This window comes from Meridianimaribacter sp. CL38, from assembly GCF_004328055.1.
GTDB lineage: Bacteria > Bacteroidota > Bacteroidia > Flavobacteriales > Flavobacteriaceae > Gaetbulibacter_B > Gaetbulibacter_B jejuensis.
Window position 1 is genome coordinate 149,342 of record NZ_QKWS01000001.1, and the last position, 16,186, is coordinate 165,527.

The following is a 16,186-nucleotide window of genomic DNA, read 5'->3' on the forward strand; positions in this document are numbered from 1 at the left end:
AATTTACTCCTTAACTCTTTTGTGCTTTTTTAGCCTTTCTTTTTCAGACTCCCAATCTCTTGCATAGTTGTTTTTTATGAGTTTTGCTGGTTGACCTCCAATAAGAATATAACTCCCTAAACTTGTATAATCTTTATTACATATACTATTAGAAGCTACAACACAGTGATCTGGTGTTTTCGTATTTCCCATTATTGAGATCCTGTTTGAAAACGAATTATGATTTCCTATTTTAATTTTGTTCTTCATAGGGTAGTATTCACCTGTCTCTGTATTCATCATAGGATGAGAATTTGTATCAATTATTTGCGATTCATACCCTATACCAGCCCAATTACCTAATATAATTTCTTTAGAACATACAAGTTTAACATCAGACCCTAAACAGCCCATAAAACCAAACTCGCAATACGCATCTTTATCAACACAAAAGAAAAAATCTTTTCCTATATGAGCATGTCCTTTAAAAACTAATTCGCCAGCCAAAAACAGTTCAGAAATACCTTTTGAAACACTCATTCTTTCAAATTTTTGCCCAAAACCTATCATTCCCCTTTTTATTGGAGCCTCAATACTTATTTTTCCTTTTAGATTAGAAAACTTAACTTTTCCATAAAAATATACAGGTAATTGTTTAGCTATTTTAAAAGGAAACATTTTAAAATTAAAGTATAAGGTTTTAATCCAATTAATGGAGAAAAAGAACCTTATTCTATTCACCATTAATCTTAAATTAAAGTATATAATCTTTAAAATTTTAATCATCTTCACTACTAAACTTTTTCTTTATAAACATTATAAAATTTGTTCGTTTATTTAGCTCATTGAAGGTAAAAATACTAGAAATTAATATTATACCTCCTAATAAGAAAAACTTTAATATTCCAACTGTAAATAATAGAGCAGAAAAAGCCAAAGCACAAAACACAAAACAGATTGAAAAAGGCTTAAAAAAGTCTTTTAACATTTTAAACTGATACTTATAATTAAGAATTATATTAATAGCTATAGTATGTACTATATAATATAATAGATAAGAAATCCCTATTCCTTTAAGCCCTCCAAAATAATAACCAATAGTACCAAAACCCAGTAACAACATATTAAAGAAAATCGAAGTTTTAATGAAGAGTTTTGAATTTCCTTTAGCTAGAATAATATAACCCATAGACCATGATATAGCTTGAAACAAGGTTGCCATCATTCCCCAAGTTATCATACCTTCTATAACCAAAAACTCTTTTGAATATAAAACCTTTATAATAAATGGAGCTAAGGTTAAAAAGACTATTATAATTGGAGTTAAAATTAAAACCGCTACTGTGGCTTGTTGAAAAACAGCAATTCCCATTTTTTCATGATTATTAATGGTAGCAGATAATCTAGGAAAATAATCCGTTCGCATTGCATTGAAAATAAGACCAACATAAGAATTTATAATAACAAATCCTGCTGTATAAAACCCAACTTCATCCACACCTCCAAAATGGCTTATAAATACCTGTAAAGCATAAAGTGTTACTAATGTTATTAGCCCTCTTAGGCTTAACATAAAACCTAAATTTAGCATTTGTTTACCCTCTTTGAACGCCTGTGAATTAGTGATGTTTTTCTTTTCTATTTTTATTTTATTTGAAAAAAACCAACTAAACAAGAATCCACATACTGAGGTTACAATAATTGTAGGTACTATTGCATCAACCCTAAAAAAGTAATAAAGTGGCAATGCTATTAATAATCCTAAAAAGTTGCCATATACATTAGCCTTTGCTAAATACTTTAGCTTCCTCAAACCCTGCAATATAGCTAACTGACCACTAGACAATTGATTAAAAAGTAAAGAGACTGAAATCCAAATAAATGCTATAGTATATTCAAAATTTCCAAAGGCAATTTTACTTAACAAAGGAGACAAAATTATCGTTACCAGCATTCCAAACAAACCTGTAACCCAAACAATTCTTTTTAATGAAGTAACTATTGTCGGTATCTTATCAGTATCTTCATGCTCATTAGCAATTGAAATTTCCCTTACAGCAGTAACATCAATACCTAGTTTGGTAAACTCTCCAATAACTTTTAATGAGTTTGTTAACAACCCAATAATACCAACACCTGATGGTCCCAACCAAACTGCAATAGCTTTAGACCTAATAACTGAAATAATTATACTAAAAACCTGAACTCCTCCAAAGAGCGAAGTAGCCTTTAAAATTTGTCTGTATGATTGGTCATTATTAGCCATTTGTGTTCTCTAATCCAAAGACTTATCAGAATCCAACCCAAAGAGCGAACTTCCAAATATTAATAAAATAACACCATAATGCATTAAATAACTCACAAAATGCCCAATTACAGCTCCTTTAACACCAAAACTATCAATTAAATATACACTAGATAGGTAAAGTACTATCGCCAAAAACACCTCAATAATTATAAAGTGAGTGAACATTTTTTTAGCAATAAACTGATATGCTATAACTATAGATAACACCTTTACAAAATCACCTAACAATTGCCATAAAAACAAGTCTTCTACTGGTTCAAAATCTTTAGAAAAAACAATTTGCACAATAAACGGTCTTAATAGATAAATAAGTATGAGACCAATACCAAAAATTGGGATTACGGATTTGTACAAACTAAACACTTCATTTCTAAACTCTTTTTTGTTATCTATCTCATTAAATCTTGGAAGGATATATAACGACATCAACGAGGTCACAAACATTAAATAATAATCTGATATTCTATTAATTGCCTCCCAATAACCTGCTTCTTTTATTCCTATAGAATCACTAATATAATTTCTAATCATAATAGAAATTAATGGTAATGCTACTGCTGAAACTAATGCCATAAGAGCAAAAGGACCTAGTTTTTTTAATATATCAATACTAACATTTGATATTTTAACCGAAGACACCAAACTACGTTGATTTATAAACCCAACAACAGTAATTAAAAAAATTAAAGAAGGTGCAATAACTGCAGAGACCAATGCTCCATCAATATTGTTTTGATAAATTAGTAGCAAGGTTACAAGTAACCCAAGAACTTGCCCAATTATATTTATAATCAACAGGATTTTATATTTGGCAAACCCATTCATTATTGAAAAGCTAAACATATTCAATGAATAAAATGGTAATGCTAGTGCCAATATTTTTATTACATAGGCATAATTATAATTGTCTGAAAATAAAAAGTTATTTACGGTTTCTGCATTGTAGTAGCACAAGAAACACAATAGTATAGTGACTGTAAATCCAAGATAAAATGAAGTTGATAACACTTTACTCAGTTTTACTGCATCTTGTTTAAACTCTGCTATTGATTTTACCACTCCATTATAAAACCCTAAAATTGCGAGTGACTGAATTGCACTTAAGAAATTTCTTAAATTACCTATTAAAGCCATCCCTTCAACTCCAATAAAAACAGCAATAGCTTTGGATGTAAATAATCCTGCTAAAATTTTTGTGATTATAGTTGCTGAATTTAGATGAGCAACTTTAACCAACACATTGGTGTTTATATAATCGAATAACTTTTTCAATTAATAGGCATTTAATGTTTCAATAACTTTTTTAACTTCTGCATCTGTTATGACTGGACTCATTGGAATACTTACAACAGTATTATGAATGCTTTCAGTAATTGGTAAATTTAACTCACTGTACTTCTTAAACGCATGTTGTTTATGAGGCGCAATAGGATAATGAATAAGCCAACCTACACCATTATTAGTTAAATATTCAGTAAACTTTTTGCGTTCATTTACCTGAACTACAAACGCATGAAATATATGGTTTTTAGTAGCATCATAAAAAGGCAAGATAATTTTCTCATTTTTAATTCCATTAAGATATTGTGTAGCTACCTCTTGTCTTCTTTTATTTTCACTATCTAATCCTTTTAATTTAATACTTAAAAAGGCTGCTTGTAATTCATCTAGCCTACTATTACAACCTATAATTTCGTTTTTGTATTTTTCTTTACTACCGTAATTTCTTAAAAGTCTGATGCAATTAGCGATGTCTTCATTATTGGTTGTTACTGCACCAGCATCGCCCAAAGCTCCTAAATTTTTACTTGGATAGAAGCTAAAAGCAGCAGCATCTGAAAGATTTCCTGCTTTAATTCCTAAATTATTTTCAGCTCCATGAGCTTGGGCTGCATCTTCTACTACAATTAAACCATGTGTTTTAGCAATAGCATTTATCTTTTCCATATCAGCCAATTGTCCATACAAATGCACTGGCATAATGGCTTTAGTATTAACTGATATGTGTTTTTCTATTTCTGAAGGAGAAATATTAAAAGTTTTAGCATCTGGCTCAACAAAAACAGGCTTTAGCCCTGCTTCAATTACTGAGAGTATTGATGCGATATAAGTGTTTGCAGGCACAAGAACTTCATCTCCTAATTTCAATTTGCCTAAATGAATAAAAGACTTAAAGATAAGTACTAAAGCATCTAATCCATTTCCTGTCCCTATACAATGGTTTGTACCACAGTATGCTGCATAGTTTTGTTCAAATAAGTCAACTTCTTTTCCTAAAATATATTTACCAGTATCAAAAAAAGTTTCTATATAGTTTTTAAAACTAGACTCGTATTTTTTATTTATACTTTTTAAATCTAAAAACGATATCATCATACCAGTGGTAAATTTAATGTTTTATAAACTGAAGTATTTACAGAATATGTATTAGCTACTATTGTTCTAGCTCCACAACTTTCTTTCCAAAAAACCAATCCCTTATTTAGTTTTTTTCCTGCTTCTTCACTAGAAATATTAAAATCAAAACAACGCCTTCCTTTACTAAAATGGTTGATCATGAAATCATAAAGTAAATCAATACTACCTAATTTATTTTTTTCAGAATTACCAGACACATATTGTGGATGTATGGTTGTTTCTGTTAAGAACAGTGTTGTTCCTGCAACTATTTTACCTTCTTTATAAGCATTAATTTGCTTTATATTTTTAGGAAAACGTGAAGCTAGCAATTTTATTTCGTCTAAAGTATGAACTGGTGAAGCGTTGTGTTTCTTTGAAAGGTTGGGTATTAAAACCTCATTCCAAAACCCTTCATAATTGTTATCTATTTCAATGGAAATTCCATGACGCTTTGCCTTATTGATTCCCTCTCTTCTATTCTTTTGAAAAGGTAACTTATCATAAAAATCAATTATCATTAACGCATCTCGATGTACTAGTTCTGCAGCTGCCTTATACATAAAATACTCTAACTCATCAGATGGCTGTTGATTATAAAAAGGAGGAATAATTTTTATTTCTAAACGTGGAGATCCATTAGTATTTAAGTACTCTAGAAGACCTTTAAAAATCTCAAAACTTTCTAATAATTTAGATTTCTTAGAAAGCAACAAACCTCCATATGTCAATCCTTTATGCGAGTATACTACTGAATCTTTAATGTGCGCAGGTAATAACGCAACAACATTGTCATCCTTAAAAACTAATAAAGAATAATCCTCAAACCTATCTTGATGATACTCCATAAAATCTCTATGAAATAAAAAAGTAGCATTCTTTGAATGCTTAACAAAAGCATCCCAAACAAGTTTATATTCTGGTTGGTATTTAACTACTTTGTAAGTGCTCAATGTGTAAGATTAATCTCTAATAATGTCATTATCATCTGGCTACCAAAATACAATAATTTTTAGTCTTCAAGTTACATTTATACTCAATTATTCTATATTTATACTCTAAAATCAAGACCTTGATAGTAAAAATCAAAAAAAGTGAAAACAAGCTACTTCTAATAGTTTATTTAGTTGTTTTCTTATATCTGATTTTTCAACCTGCTATATATTCTCCTGATACTCGCAGCTACCTAGAAGCAATGCCATACAGACATCTTGGATATGTAATTTTTATCAAATGTTTTGATTTATTTTTTAGCGGTAAAGTTTTCGATGTTTTAGTTATTACTTTTCAAGCTATTTTTGGGCTTTTAGCAACATTTGTTTTTTACACCAAGATTTCAAAACTGATTACGTTTAACTTAATCACTAAAATAGGATTATTCGCTTTTCTATTATTTCCTTTTCTTCCTCCATTAGAAGTTGCTAACAATATTTGTTCCGAAGGTTTGAGCTACCCTTTATACTTACTTTTTGTAGCTTTTGGGATAGATTTTTTCTTTAGTAACACTAAGTCTTTTAAGTATTTCATTGTAGTATTTTTATTATTGGCGTTAACCAGAGGGCAATTTATTATTGCTATAGTCCCTATTGCTTTTATGTATATTTTGAAACATAAAAAAACACTGTTTAAAAAACCACATTTAAATAGATTTATAGTTTTACTACTATTACCTGTAGTAGTCCTTTTAGCTGATAAAAGCTACCACAAATTAAAAGATGGTATTTTTATGTCCACTCCTTTTAGTTTTGTAAATATATCTACAGCTGCATTTTATGTATCTGAAAAAAGTGACTCCAACCAACTTACTGGAAATGACAAAAAGGTATTTGATATTTGCTACAACAAACTAGATAAGCAAAAGCTTTTATTAACTAACCAAAAAGAAGGTTCTTACAAAGATTACTACAGTTTTTTTCATAATCATATTCCTAATATTTGTAATAGAACAGTACATTATTATGGTAGAGCTTTTTTTTTGGAAGACGAACTATCTAACTCAACCCATTTAGAAATAGCTCAAGCACATTTATCTATAGAAAATACATTACGAAATATTTCATTTTCACTAATTAATCAAAATTTCAATAAATGGCTTAACTTGTTTTTTGCCAATTTAATTCATGCGTTCAATGGCATAGTCATACTTATTATTATTGTTACCGTATTTTCATTAAGCCTAATAAAATTATTTACAAGCAATAACAACAATTATTATTTGTTATTCATGTTGTCTGCATTAATACTATCAAACACACTTTTAGTTTGCTTAGCAAGCCATTCAATTATTAGGTATTTATTCTATAATTACGCTTTGTATTTTTTAATATTCATTATTCTATTTAAACAAATTAAACATGGAATCAAACATTGAATTATCTATAGTAATGCCATGTTTAAATGAAGCAGAAACTTTAGAGGTTTGCATCACTAAAGCACAATCATTCATAAAAAAACATAATATTAACGGAGAAATTATAATTGCCGATAATGGCAGTACTGATGGTTCTATTGCTATTGCTCAAAATCTTAATGCTAATGTTGTTCATGTAACAAACAAAGGTTATGGAAGCGCTTTAAAAGGAGGTATTGATGCCGCTAAAGGAAAATATATTATTATGGCTGATGCTGATGACAGCTATGACTTTGAAGCTTTAGATCTTTTTATACTAAAACTTAGAGAAGGTTATGATTTAGTTATGGGTAACCGATTTAAAGGTGGTATTAAAAAAAACGCGATGCCTTTTCTTCATAAATACTTAGGCAATCCTGTACTGTCGTTTATAGGTCGTTTATTCTTTAATATTAAAATTGGTGATTTTCACTGTGGTTTAAGAGGTTTTTCAAAAGAAGCTTATTTGAAAATGAATTTAAAAACAACAGGAATGGAGTTTGCCTCTGAAATGATTGTAAAATCAAAGCTTAATAACTTATCGATTACAGAAGTCCCAACAATTTTACATAAAGACGGTAGATCTAGACCTCCTCACTTAAACACTTGGAGAGACGGTTGGAGGCATCTTAGGTTTTTAATGCTTTATGCTCCTAACTGGCTTTTCTTATACCCAAGTATTTTATTAATGCTCTTAGGGTTTACAACATCTACATTGCTCGTTATAAAACCTGTTCACATCTACAATATTAGTTTTGACGTACACACACTACTATACACTGCAAGTATCTTTTTAATTGGATTTCAATTTTTTGTGTTTTATGCTCTCACCAAGATTTTTGCTGTTGAAAATGGGCTTTTACCTAAAAGTAATCGTTACAACAAACTGTTTAAATATCTTAATTTAGAATCTGGTTTAATCGTTGGGAGCCTGTTATTACTATTAGGATTTGGTTTAAGTGTCTACGGAACTACAGTTTGGAAGAATTTAAACTTTGGAAATCTAAATCCGTCTGACACATTGCGTATTGTAATTCCTGCTGCATTTACAATATTACTAGGCATACAAATTATTTTATTTAGTCTGTTTTTTAGCATTTTAAGTCTAAAAAGTCAAACTCAAAAAAACGAGTCAGTTTAATTTTTCAAAAACAAATAAGTTGTTCAAGCCGAACTGAAATTTTTTATGTTTCACCAACTTAAAGCTTTGTTTATCAAGCAAATCAAACACTTCTTTAATTTCAAAACCATAATGTTCGTCTAGAGACATACCATCAATTAATCTTAGCTTAGATAACACAACAAGTATATGATCAACCAATGGAGATGGAACTGTAATTATTACTCGTCCTTTAGATTTTAAAAACTTATCAAATTGACTATTAAATTGCTTTTGTTCTTCTCTTGGAATATGCTCTAACACTGCTAACATCACAATACAGTCAAATGTTTCATTATCAGGAATAGCTTCAGGGAATTTTCCTGACAAAAGTGTATGAATTCCTTTTTTAGAATCGTTTTTCAACAAAGGATCCAAACCTACACTAGCTTGAATATTTTTCTTCGCTAATTTCTTAAACAAATACCCATCAAAACATCCAATATCCAATATCTTGTCGTTAACTCTAACATATCGACTAGCTACATTTATTCTATAATCTCTTAAAAACCTATCAAGAAATTTCATATATAATCTTTAAAAGTAATTGCTCAATTTAATTGTAATAATTTGAACAAACTATTATTTACTACTATTAAATAAAAAAAGGAACTCTTTTATAGAATTCCTTTTTTTTAAAAATATATCAGTAATTATTAAATACTCTTGCTTCTCTTACGCTCAACTTCAGTCAATAAAATTTTACGTAAACGTAAGTGATTTGGTGTTACTTCTACGTATTCGTCTTTTTGGATATATTCCAAAGCTTCTTCTAACGAAAACTTAATAGCTGGAACAATTTTAGCTTTATCATCGGCTCCAGAACTACGTACGTTACTTAGCTTTTTAGTTTTTGTAACGTTAACTACCATATCGTCTCCTCTAGAATTTTCGCCAATAACTTGACCTTCGTAGATATCTTCTCCTGGATCAATAAAAAACTTACCTCTTTCTTGTAATTTATCAATAGAATAAGGAATTGCTGTACCTTTTTCCATAGACACTAAACTTCCGTTTTGACGCTCAGGAATTCCTCCTTTTATCGGTTGATATTCTTTAAAACGATGTGCCATTATAGCTTCTCCAGCAGTAGCTGTTAATAATTGGTTACGTAAACCAATAATACCACGAGAAGGTACAATAAACTCACATACCATACGCTCACCTTTAGCTTCCATACTTAGCATTTCACCTTTTCGCATGGTCACCATTTCTATAGCTTTCCCTGAAACCTCTTCTGGTAAATCAATAGTCATTTCTTCAACTGGCTCACATTTTACACCATCAATTTCTTTGATGATTACTTGTGGCTGACCAATTTGAAGCTCATAACCTTCACGACGCATCGTTTCGATTAATACTGAAAGATGCAATACACCTCTACCAAAAACCATAAATTTATCTGCACTATCAGTTTCTTCAACTCTCAATGCAAGGTTTTTTTCAAGCTCTTTGGTTAAACGTTCTTTAATATGACGAGAGGTTACAAACTTTCCGTCTTTACCAAAAAATGGTGAATCGTTAATTGTAAATAACATGCTCATTGTTGGCTCATCAATAGCTATGGTTTTTAAACCTTCAGGGTTTTCAAAATCAGCAACAGTGTCTCCAATATCAAATCCTTCTAAACCAACTAATGCACAAATATCTCCTGCCTCTACAGCATCTACCTTTTTACGTCCTAATCCTTCAAAAACATGAAGTTCTTTTACTTTAGATTTTACAACTGAACCATCTCTTTTTACTAATGAGATATTTTGTCCAGCTTTAAGCTCTCCTCTTGTTAAACGACCAATAGCAATTCTTCCTGTAAACGATGAAAAGTCTAGAGACGTTATTAGCATTTGAGTAGTTCCTTCTTCAATTTTAGGAGAAGGTATATGCTCAATTACCATGTCTAACAATGGTTCGATATTTTCGGTTTGTTTTTTCCAGTCTTCACTCATCCAGTTGTTCTTAGCAGAACCATAAACTGTTGGGAAATCTAACTGCCACTCTTCAGCACCTAATTCAAACATTAAATCAAATACTTTTTCATGAACCTCATCTGGTGTACAATTTTCTTTATCAACTTTATTTACAACCACACATGGTTTTAAACCTAAGTCAATAGCTTTTTGAAGTACAAAACGTGTTTGTGGCATAGGACCTTCAAAAGCATCTACAAGCAATAACACACCATCAGCCATATTAAGCACACGCTCTACTTCTCCACCAAAATCGGCGTGACCAGGAGTATCAATAATATTTATTTTGGTATCCTTATAAGTTACCGAAACGTTTTTTGAAGTAATTGTAATACCTCTTTCACGTTCTAAATCATTGTTATCAAGAATTAAATCTCCTGTATTTTCGTTTTCACGAAATAACTGACAATGGTACATAATTTTGTCAACCAAAGTAGTTTTTCCGTGGTCAACGTGAGCAATGATTGCAATGTTTTTAATACTAGCCATAATGACGTCTTATTTTAAGCGTGCAAATGTACGCTAAAATCTTTTGTAAAATACATCTATACAGATAATTCTTTAATGTTAAAGAAAAAATAACCTTGAGTTATAAAAACAGCCTCCTATGAAATTCAAAAAACTAATTTTCAGCAATTTAAAAACAAACCACACATTTTAACACTTAAGGAGTCGTTAGTTAATTAAATGTTATAGTCCATCTTAGCCATAATTTCTGTTCGTATATTACGTTAAAGATTATGATTAATAGTAAATAGCCAATTTAACCAACTGTGCTATACATATTGGTGATTTTACATCTGAACCCTTAAATTAATACAGATGAAAATAATTAGCAAATATTCAAAATTTGTCCCTTACCTATACTTTCTAGCAATAATTGCCTACTGGTTTACTGTTGTAAACCGTAGTGAAGGTATAAGCGCATACCCTATTTTACTGTTTGGTATTCCATTTTTATGGCAAGTACTAAAACCAAACCGCAAACTCAATTTTACATTAGGAATTACCTTTGTATGCTTGTCATCGTACATGATTTTAGCATACCTGTCTGATGTGCTTAACATTGTGTCGTTATCATACACTACCAAAAAGTTTATTTTGTATGGTGGCTTTTTAGCAATTGCCAATTTTATAATGGCATTATGGATTATAAGAAATAGTTTAAAAAGAAGCTTTTAAATGATTATCTTTGCTGCTGAAATTTTCAAACAAAAAGCAGATGAATCTTAACGAAGTTCCTAAACTAAAACACACTAATTCTGATAACTTTTTCTTGCTTTGTGGCCCATGTGCCATTGAAGGTGAAGACATGGCTTTACGTATTGCTGAAAAGGTAATTTCTATTACAGATAAACTTGAAATCCCTTATGTATTTAAAGGTAGTTTTAAAAAAGCTAACAGAAGTAGAATAGACAGTTTTACAGGAATTGGTGATGAAAAAGCTCTTAAGATTTTAAAGAAAGTATCTGAAACGTTTGATATTCCTACAATAACAGATATACATGAGGTTTCTGATGCTGTTATGGCTGCCGAATATGTTGACGTACTTCAAATCCCTGCTTTTTTGGTTCGTCAAACCGATTTAGTGGTTGCTGCAGCACAAACTGGCAAAGTGGTAAACTTAAAGAAAGGACAGTTTATGAGTCCTGAAGCCATGAAACACGCTGTACAAAAAGTTAAAGATTCTGGTAGCGACAAAGCTTGGATAACGGATAGAGGAACTATGTTTGGCTATCAAGATATGATTGTAGATTTCAGAGGAATTCCTACCATGAAGCAATACGCTCCTGTTGTTTTAGATGTTACTCACTCCCTTCAGCAACCTAACCAAAGTGCAGGTGTAACTGGTGGACGACCAGATATGATTGAAACCATTGCTAGAGCTGGAGTTGTAAACAATGTAGACGGTTTGTTTATTGAAACGCATTTTGATCCTGCAAATGCAAAAAGTGATGGTGCTAACATGCTACATTTAGATAATCTAGAACAATTGCTTACCAACTTAACTGCAATTAGAAAAACTGTAAACAGTCTTTAATTTTGGAACTTAAAATACGTCAAGCTACACTAGAAGACATACCTGAAATTACTTCTGTTTTCAGAGACACCATAAGAGCTATAAACTCTAAAGACTATTCTGAAAAGCAAATACAAGTTTGGGCTTCTGGAGCAAATGATCTTGATAAGTGGGAAGACAGGATAAAAAACAACTACTTTATTGTTGCTGAAAATGAAGACCGCATTGTAGGCTTTGCTTATTTAAAAAATGGCAATTATTTTGATGGTTTGTTTGTTCATAAAGATTACCAACGTCAAGGTATAGCTATAAAGCTTATGCGAATTATTGAGTCTAAAGTTATCACCAATGGCTATGAGATAATTAAGTCTGATGTTAGCATTACTGCATTACCTTTTTTTGAAGACCAATATTATATTGTTGAGAAAAAACAAAAAAAGTCTTTCAAAGGACTCGTGTTTGAAAACTATATAGTTTATAAAGAGCTATAGTTATTTCATAAATGACGAATTCTTAAAGGCTTCTACTTCTCTAAGGATACTAATAAAAATGCTGTCATCGATATTGTCAAGTTGTTTATAACGTAACGATTTAATCTTCTTTCGTTTTTCCGAAACTAAGCAATCTGCATGTTTTGTAATGTGGTTAGCATGCCAAAACCCAACATCAATATAATCTTTACTTTTATTGAGATAACAAATTGGTCTTGTGCCAATATAATAGCATGGAATTTTCCATTTATACTCCAAATGCGCCTCAGGAAATGTATGCTCTATTAATATTTGAACGTGCATTAATATAGACTTAAAAGGCTCTTGTTGGTTATAAATATAAGCTTCTGCTGGTTTCACTTGGTTCTAGTTTCATTTCAAAATTAACAAAAATTTATATCCAAAAACTAAAATAAATTTACTTACTTTGTAATTCAAAGTACTTTTATATGGAGTCAAAAGATTATTTAAAAGACATAAGCGAGATTAAAAACTTGATGAACAAGTCGTCTCGTTTTATTTCACTTAGCGGTCTCTCAGGGATTCTCGCTGGTGTTTACGCGCTTGTTGGAGCTGCAATAGCATATTATATTGTATCAAATTCGGTAAGAGGTTATCTTATTCTTGATGGTACTATCTTTAATATCTGTTTTGCAATTCTGTTAGGCGTTGCATTTTTAAGTATTGTTACTGGTATTTATTTAACCACAAAAAAAGCCAAAAAAAACAATGAGAAAATATGGGATAGTTCATCAAAACGCTTATTGCTAAACTTTTTGGTTCCGTTAATTACAGGAGGTATTTATATACTCATTATTTTAAAACAAGAACGTTATGGTCATACTGCTGCCTTAATGCTTATTTTTTATGGATTAGCATTAATAAGTGCTTCAAAATACAGTATTGGAGATATTAGATATTTAGGATTTACCGAAATAATTTTAGGTTTAATTTGTGCATTAATGCCTAGTTACGGATTTTGGTTTTGGGTTTTAGGTTTTGGTGTAATGCATATTATTTATGGTACACTAATGCATTTTAAGTATGATAGAAAATGAAATTGAAACCGAAATACAAACTAAACCAAAAACATGATTGATGATTAAAAAATTATTATTCTGGTTTGTATTTATATCAATTGACGTAGCTCTGTATATTATTATTGGTTTAATTCTATTAAATTATGAAGATACTTGGGACTCTACAAAAGGTTATTATTGGAGTTTAGGAGGAATGACATTAAGAGAGAAAGTAGCATATATTTCATATTATATTTTAATTGTTATAAACATTTTAATTATAATTTATTTAAGCTTTAAATTTTTTAAATATTTAAAAAAAAGATTCTTGCCTTAGCAAGAAAGTGATGAGCATAATTAACAACATAAATAAAGTTTTTGATCACCGAATTAGATTAGGCATCATGTCTATTTTAATGGTAAATGAATATGCAGATTTTAATACACTTAAAGAGCTTTTGGGTGCAACCGATGGTAATCTTGCTAGCCATACAAAAGCATTGGAAGCTGCAGAGTATATTAAGGTTGAAAAGCAATTTATTGGACGAAAACCCAACACACGCTACTCTACCACAACACTTGGTAAAGCAGAATTTAAAAAGCATATTGAAGCTCTCGAAAAATTAATTAACAAACAATAAATATATTTTTTATTAATCTACTTTGAAATTCAAAGTACTTTAAATACAAACAACATGGAACATCAACAAAAACAACAGAACAAATTTGGACATTGGATTAAAACTTCAATCACTGCTAGAATGCTAATGGTTGGCTTCTTAGTAATTATATTACTTATTCCGTTAGCGTACATCAATAGTTTAATTACTGAACGCTCCATGCGACAACAAGATGTAGTTAATGAAATCAATGAAAAATGGGGAAATGAAGTACTCGTTTATGGTCCTATTTTAAAACTCCCTTACAAGACCTATTCTGAAACAAAAACTTATAACGATAAGACAAAAACTTATCTTACCGAAACCACTACGCATATTAATTATGCTTACATTTTTCCTGAGAGTTTAGATGTTGCTTCCAATGTAAATTCAAAAACCTTAAAAAGAGGCAACTTTGAATCTGCAGTTTACACAACTGCTATGGATTTTAAAGGATTTTACACCAAACCGCAACTTCAACTTAAAGACATAAAAGACGAAGATATTATTTGGGACAAAGCCACAGTACTTATTAAAACTTCAAACTTAAAAGGTATTAAAAATGAAATGAATCTTAAGCTTAATGATAGTAGTTACACGTTTGAAACCAACTTTAGCGATAATCCCAAAAACTATAGTGGTTATTTAGATGAGTTAGAATCTGGTTTCTTAAAAGAAAGCGACGTACCAAAATATGCCAATATCAATTTCAATTTCAGTATTGCATATAATGGCAGTAAAAGCATAAAAGTTGTTCCTATAGGAAAAACCACTACAATGCACATGAGTTCCAATTGGGCAGATCCAAGTTTTACAGGTAACTATCTACCTGATGATGAAACAAAAGAAATTACAAAAGACGGTTTTAAAGCCAACTGGAAAGTGCTTCATATCAATAGAGCCTTTTCGCAACAGTACCTTAACAAAATACCAAACCTCAACAAGTTTGCGTTTGGAACCAAGTTTGTTGTAATGGTTGATGAATATCAAAAAAGTGAACGTTCAGCTAAATATGGCTTTTTGGTTATTGGTCTTACATTTTTAGTGTTTTTCCTGATACAAACTATGAGTAAAATAAATATTCATCCGTTTCAATATTTAATGATTGGTTTAGCACTAACTATGTTTTACACCTTATTGGTTTCCATTTCAGAACACAGTGACTTTTTAAAAGCCTATTTAGTGGCAGGAGTTTCGGTAGTTGCACTTATTACACTATACTCTAAATCAATATTGAAAACGTTAAAATTCCCACTGTTTATTGGCTTGTCTTTAACCGCATTATACACGTTTATATACGTGATAATTCAGTTAGAAAACTATGCATTATTGGTTGGTAGCGTTGGCTTGTTCATAATACTTGCTATTGTAATGTTTGTGTCTAGAAAAATTGATTGGAATAACGGTTAGTTTTATTAGTTGGTGAGTGAATCCTCGCTCCTCTTTCAATTTTTATTTTGAAATGAGCGAGGTTTCATTAAAACATTTTTATGATACAGAAATCAATACTAATAGGAAAACAATGTGCACTTTTAAGCTTTATAATTGGCACTTTTCTTTTTATGATTTTCTTTTTAGAACAATCAATGCTCTTATTAAAAACAGGAATCATTTACATTTTAGTATCATTTTTCATAAATACTTTTGTTATAATTCACTTAATATACTTAGCAATTTTTAATCCGAAAGAAAGAATAGATTTAGTACTAACTTGCGGAATTCTATTACTTAACATTCCTATTGTTATTGGATATATCTATTTACTTTCTATTTCTATTTTCCCAACTAAATATTAGCG

General features: G+C 30.3%; 17 protein-coding genes. 9 read left to right on the top strand and 8 right to left on the bottom strand.

Annotation, left to right across the window (positions count from 1 at the left end):
• Nucleotides 1-3: 3 nt before the first annotated feature.
• Genes DMZ43_RS00750 through DMZ43_RS00770 form a run of 5 tightly spaced genes read right to left on the bottom strand, consistent with a single transcriptional unit; the run spans nucleotide 4 to nucleotide 5,637 of the window.
• Nucleotides 4-765, bottom strand: coding sequence for a transferase (locus tag DMZ43_RS00750; protein ID WP_238155747.1), 762 nt, complete (start codon nucleotides 763-765; stop codon nucleotides 4-6).
• Nucleotides 758-2,245 (bottom strand): oligosaccharide flippase family protein, encoded by a 1,488-nt coding sequence (locus tag DMZ43_RS00755; RefSeq protein ID WP_131505799.1) that lies wholly within the window; start codon nucleotides 2,243-2,245, stop codon nucleotides 758-760. Before DMZ43_RS00755 ends, DMZ43_RS00750 begins: the two co-directional genes overlap by 8 nt.
• A 9-nt stretch (nucleotides 2,246-2,254) precedes the next feature.
• Nucleotides 2,255-3,559 (bottom strand): O-antigen translocase, encoded by a 1,305-nt coding sequence (locus DMZ43_RS00760; RefSeq protein ID WP_131505800.1) that lies wholly within the window; start codon nucleotides 3,557-3,559, stop codon nucleotides 2,255-2,257.
• On the bottom strand, nucleotides 3,560-4,663 hold the full coding sequence (locus DMZ43_RS00765) for a DegT/DnrJ/EryC1/StrS family aminotransferase (protein WP_370450247.1): 1,104 nt from the start codon (nucleotides 4,661-4,663) through the stop codon (nucleotides 3,560-3,562).
• Nucleotides 4,660-5,637 carry a GNAT family N-acetyltransferase gene (locus tag DMZ43_RS00770; RefSeq protein WP_131505801.1) on the bottom strand — a complete coding sequence of 326 codons (978 nt, stop codon included), beginning with the start codon at nucleotides 5,635-5,637 and terminating at the stop codon, nucleotides 4,660-4,662. Before DMZ43_RS00770 ends, DMZ43_RS00765 begins: the two co-directional genes overlap by 4 nt.
• A gap of 119 nt (nucleotides 5,638-5,756) precedes the next feature.
• On the opposite strand from DMZ43_RS00770, the gene DMZ43_RS00775 reads away from it, so the two are divergent.
• Nucleotides 5,757-7,055 (top strand): hypothetical protein, encoded by a 1,299-nt coding sequence (locus DMZ43_RS00775; protein ID WP_131505802.1) that lies wholly within the window; start codon nucleotides 5,757-5,759, stop codon nucleotides 7,053-7,055.
• Nucleotides 7,039-8,214 (top strand): glycosyltransferase family 2 protein, encoded by a 1,176-nt coding sequence (locus DMZ43_RS00780; RefSeq protein WP_131505803.1) that lies wholly within the window; start codon nucleotides 7,039-7,041, stop codon nucleotides 8,212-8,214. Before DMZ43_RS00775 ends, DMZ43_RS00780 begins: the two co-directional genes overlap by 17 nt.
• Here the strand turns inward: DMZ43_RS00780 and DMZ43_RS00785 are convergent.
• On the bottom strand, nucleotides 8,206-8,760 hold the full coding sequence (locus DMZ43_RS00785; RefSeq protein ID WP_131505804.1) for a bifunctional 2-polyprenyl-6-hydroxyphenol methylase/3-demethylubiquinol 3-O-methyltransferase UbiG: 555 nt from the start codon (nucleotides 8,758-8,760) through the stop codon (nucleotides 8,206-8,208). The genes DMZ43_RS00780 and DMZ43_RS00785 overlap by 9 nt on opposite strands.
• A gap of 128 nt (nucleotides 8,761-8,888) precedes the next feature.
• Nucleotides 8,889-10,688 carry a translational GTPase TypA gene (gene typA / locus DMZ43_RS00790; RefSeq protein WP_187347829.1) on the bottom strand — a complete coding sequence of 600 codons (1,800 nt, stop codon included), beginning with the start codon at nucleotides 10,686-10,688 and terminating at the stop codon, nucleotides 8,889-8,891.
• A gap of 333 nt (nucleotides 10,689-11,021) precedes the next feature.
• Between typA and DMZ43_RS00795 the strand changes: the two genes are divergently transcribed.
• From DMZ43_RS00795 to DMZ43_RS00805, 3 genes are read left to right on the top strand one after another with little or no spacing between them, the layout of a single operon-like run.
• On the top strand, nucleotides 11,022-11,381 hold the full coding sequence (locus tag DMZ43_RS00795; RefSeq protein WP_129759105.1) for a hypothetical protein: 360 nt from the start codon (nucleotides 11,022-11,024) through the stop codon (nucleotides 11,379-11,381).
• A 40-nt stretch (nucleotides 11,382-11,421) separates the two neighbouring features.
• Entirely contained in the window at nucleotides 11,422-12,240 is an 819-nt protein-coding gene (kdsA, locus tag DMZ43_RS00800; protein ID WP_131505806.1) for a 3-deoxy-8-phosphooctulonate synthase, read from the top strand.
• Nucleotides 12,241-12,242: 2 nt separating this feature from the next.
• Nucleotides 12,243-12,710 (top strand): GNAT family N-acetyltransferase, encoded by a 468-nt coding sequence (locus DMZ43_RS00805; protein WP_161566716.1) that lies wholly within the window; start codon nucleotides 12,243-12,245, stop codon nucleotides 12,708-12,710.
• Here the strand turns inward: DMZ43_RS00805 and DMZ43_RS00810 are convergent, their stop codons facing one another.
• Nucleotides 12,711-13,070, bottom strand: coding sequence for a DUF1801 domain-containing protein (locus DMZ43_RS00810; protein ID WP_131505808.1), 360 nt, complete (start codon nucleotides 13,068-13,070; stop codon nucleotides 12,711-12,713).
• Between the two features lie 89 nt (nucleotides 13,071-13,159).
• Between DMZ43_RS00810 and DMZ43_RS00815 the strand changes: the two genes are divergently transcribed.
• The 4 genes from DMZ43_RS00815 (at nucleotide 13,160) to DMZ43_RS00830 (ending at nucleotide 16,184) form a co-directional block, all read left to right on the top strand.
• A complete protein-coding gene (locus tag DMZ43_RS00815) occupies nucleotides 13,160-13,768 on the top strand; it encodes a hypothetical protein (protein ID WP_131505809.1) in 609 nt (202 codons plus the stop codon).
• A 308-nt stretch (nucleotides 13,769-14,076) separates the two neighbouring features.
• Nucleotides 14,077-14,370: a transcriptional regulator gene (locus DMZ43_RS00820; RefSeq protein ID WP_129759110.1), complete on the top strand. Its 294-nt coding sequence runs from the start codon at nucleotides 14,077-14,079 to the stop codon at nucleotides 14,368-14,370.
• Between the two features lie 54 nt (nucleotides 14,371-14,424).
• Complete coding sequence (gene creD, locus DMZ43_RS00825; protein WP_131505810.1) at nucleotides 14,425-15,798, top strand: cell envelope integrity protein CreD; 1,374 nt, start codon at nucleotides 14,425-14,427, stop codon at nucleotides 15,796-15,798.
• 80 nt (nucleotides 15,799-15,878) lie between these two features.
• Nucleotides 15,879-16,184, top strand: a complete 306-nt coding sequence (locus DMZ43_RS00830; RefSeq protein ID WP_131505811.1) for a hypothetical protein — start codon at nucleotides 15,879-15,881, stop codon at nucleotides 16,182-16,184.
• Nucleotides 16,185-16,186: the final 2 nt, after the last annotated feature.

What these genes read in the sequence shown, in the direction of transcription:
- DMZ43_RS00750 (WP_238155747.1), bottom strand. Translation starts at nt 765, where the DNA reads ATGATTAAAATTTTAAAGATTATATACTTTAATTTAAGATTAATGGTG.
- DMZ43_RS00755 (WP_131505799.1), bottom strand. Translation starts at nt 2,245, where the DNA reads ATGGCTAATAATGACCAATCATACAGACAAATTTTAAAGGCTACTTCG.
- DMZ43_RS00765 (WP_370450247.1), bottom strand. Translation starts at nt 4,663, where the DNA reads ATGATGATATCGTTTTTAGATTTAAAAAGTATAAATAAAAAATACGAG.
- DMZ43_RS00780 (WP_131505803.1), top strand. Translation starts at nt 7,039, where the DNA reads ATGGAATCAAACATTGAATTATCTATAGTAATGCCATGTTTAAATGAA.
- DMZ43_RS00785 (WP_131505804.1), bottom strand. Translation starts at nt 8,760, where the DNA reads ATGAAATTTCTTGATAGGTTTTTAAGAGATTATAGAATAAATGTAGCT.
- typA (WP_187347829.1), bottom strand. Translation starts at nt 10,688, where the DNA reads ATGGCTAGTATTAAAAACATTGCAATCATTGCTCACGTTGACCACGGA.
- DMZ43_RS00795 (WP_129759105.1), top strand. Translation starts at nt 11,022, where the DNA reads ATGAAAATAATTAGCAAATATTCAAAATTTGTCCCTTACCTATACTTT.
- kdsA (WP_131505806.1), top strand. Translation starts at nt 11,422, where the DNA reads ATGAATCTTAACGAAGTTCCTAAACTAAAACACACTAATTCTGATAAC.
- DMZ43_RS00815 (WP_131505809.1), top strand. Translation starts at nt 13,160, where the DNA reads ATGGAGTCAAAAGATTATTTAAAAGACATAAGCGAGATTAAAAACTTG.
- DMZ43_RS00820 (WP_129759110.1), top strand. Translation starts at nt 14,077, where the DNA reads ATGAGCATAATTAACAACATAAATAAAGTTTTTGATCACCGAATTAGA.
- creD (WP_131505810.1), top strand. Translation starts at nt 14,425, where the DNA reads ATGGAACATCAACAAAAACAACAGAACAAATTTGGACATTGGATTAAA.
- DMZ43_RS00830 (WP_131505811.1), top strand. Translation starts at nt 15,879, where the DNA reads ATGATACAGAAATCAATACTAATAGGAAAACAATGTGCACTTTTAAGC.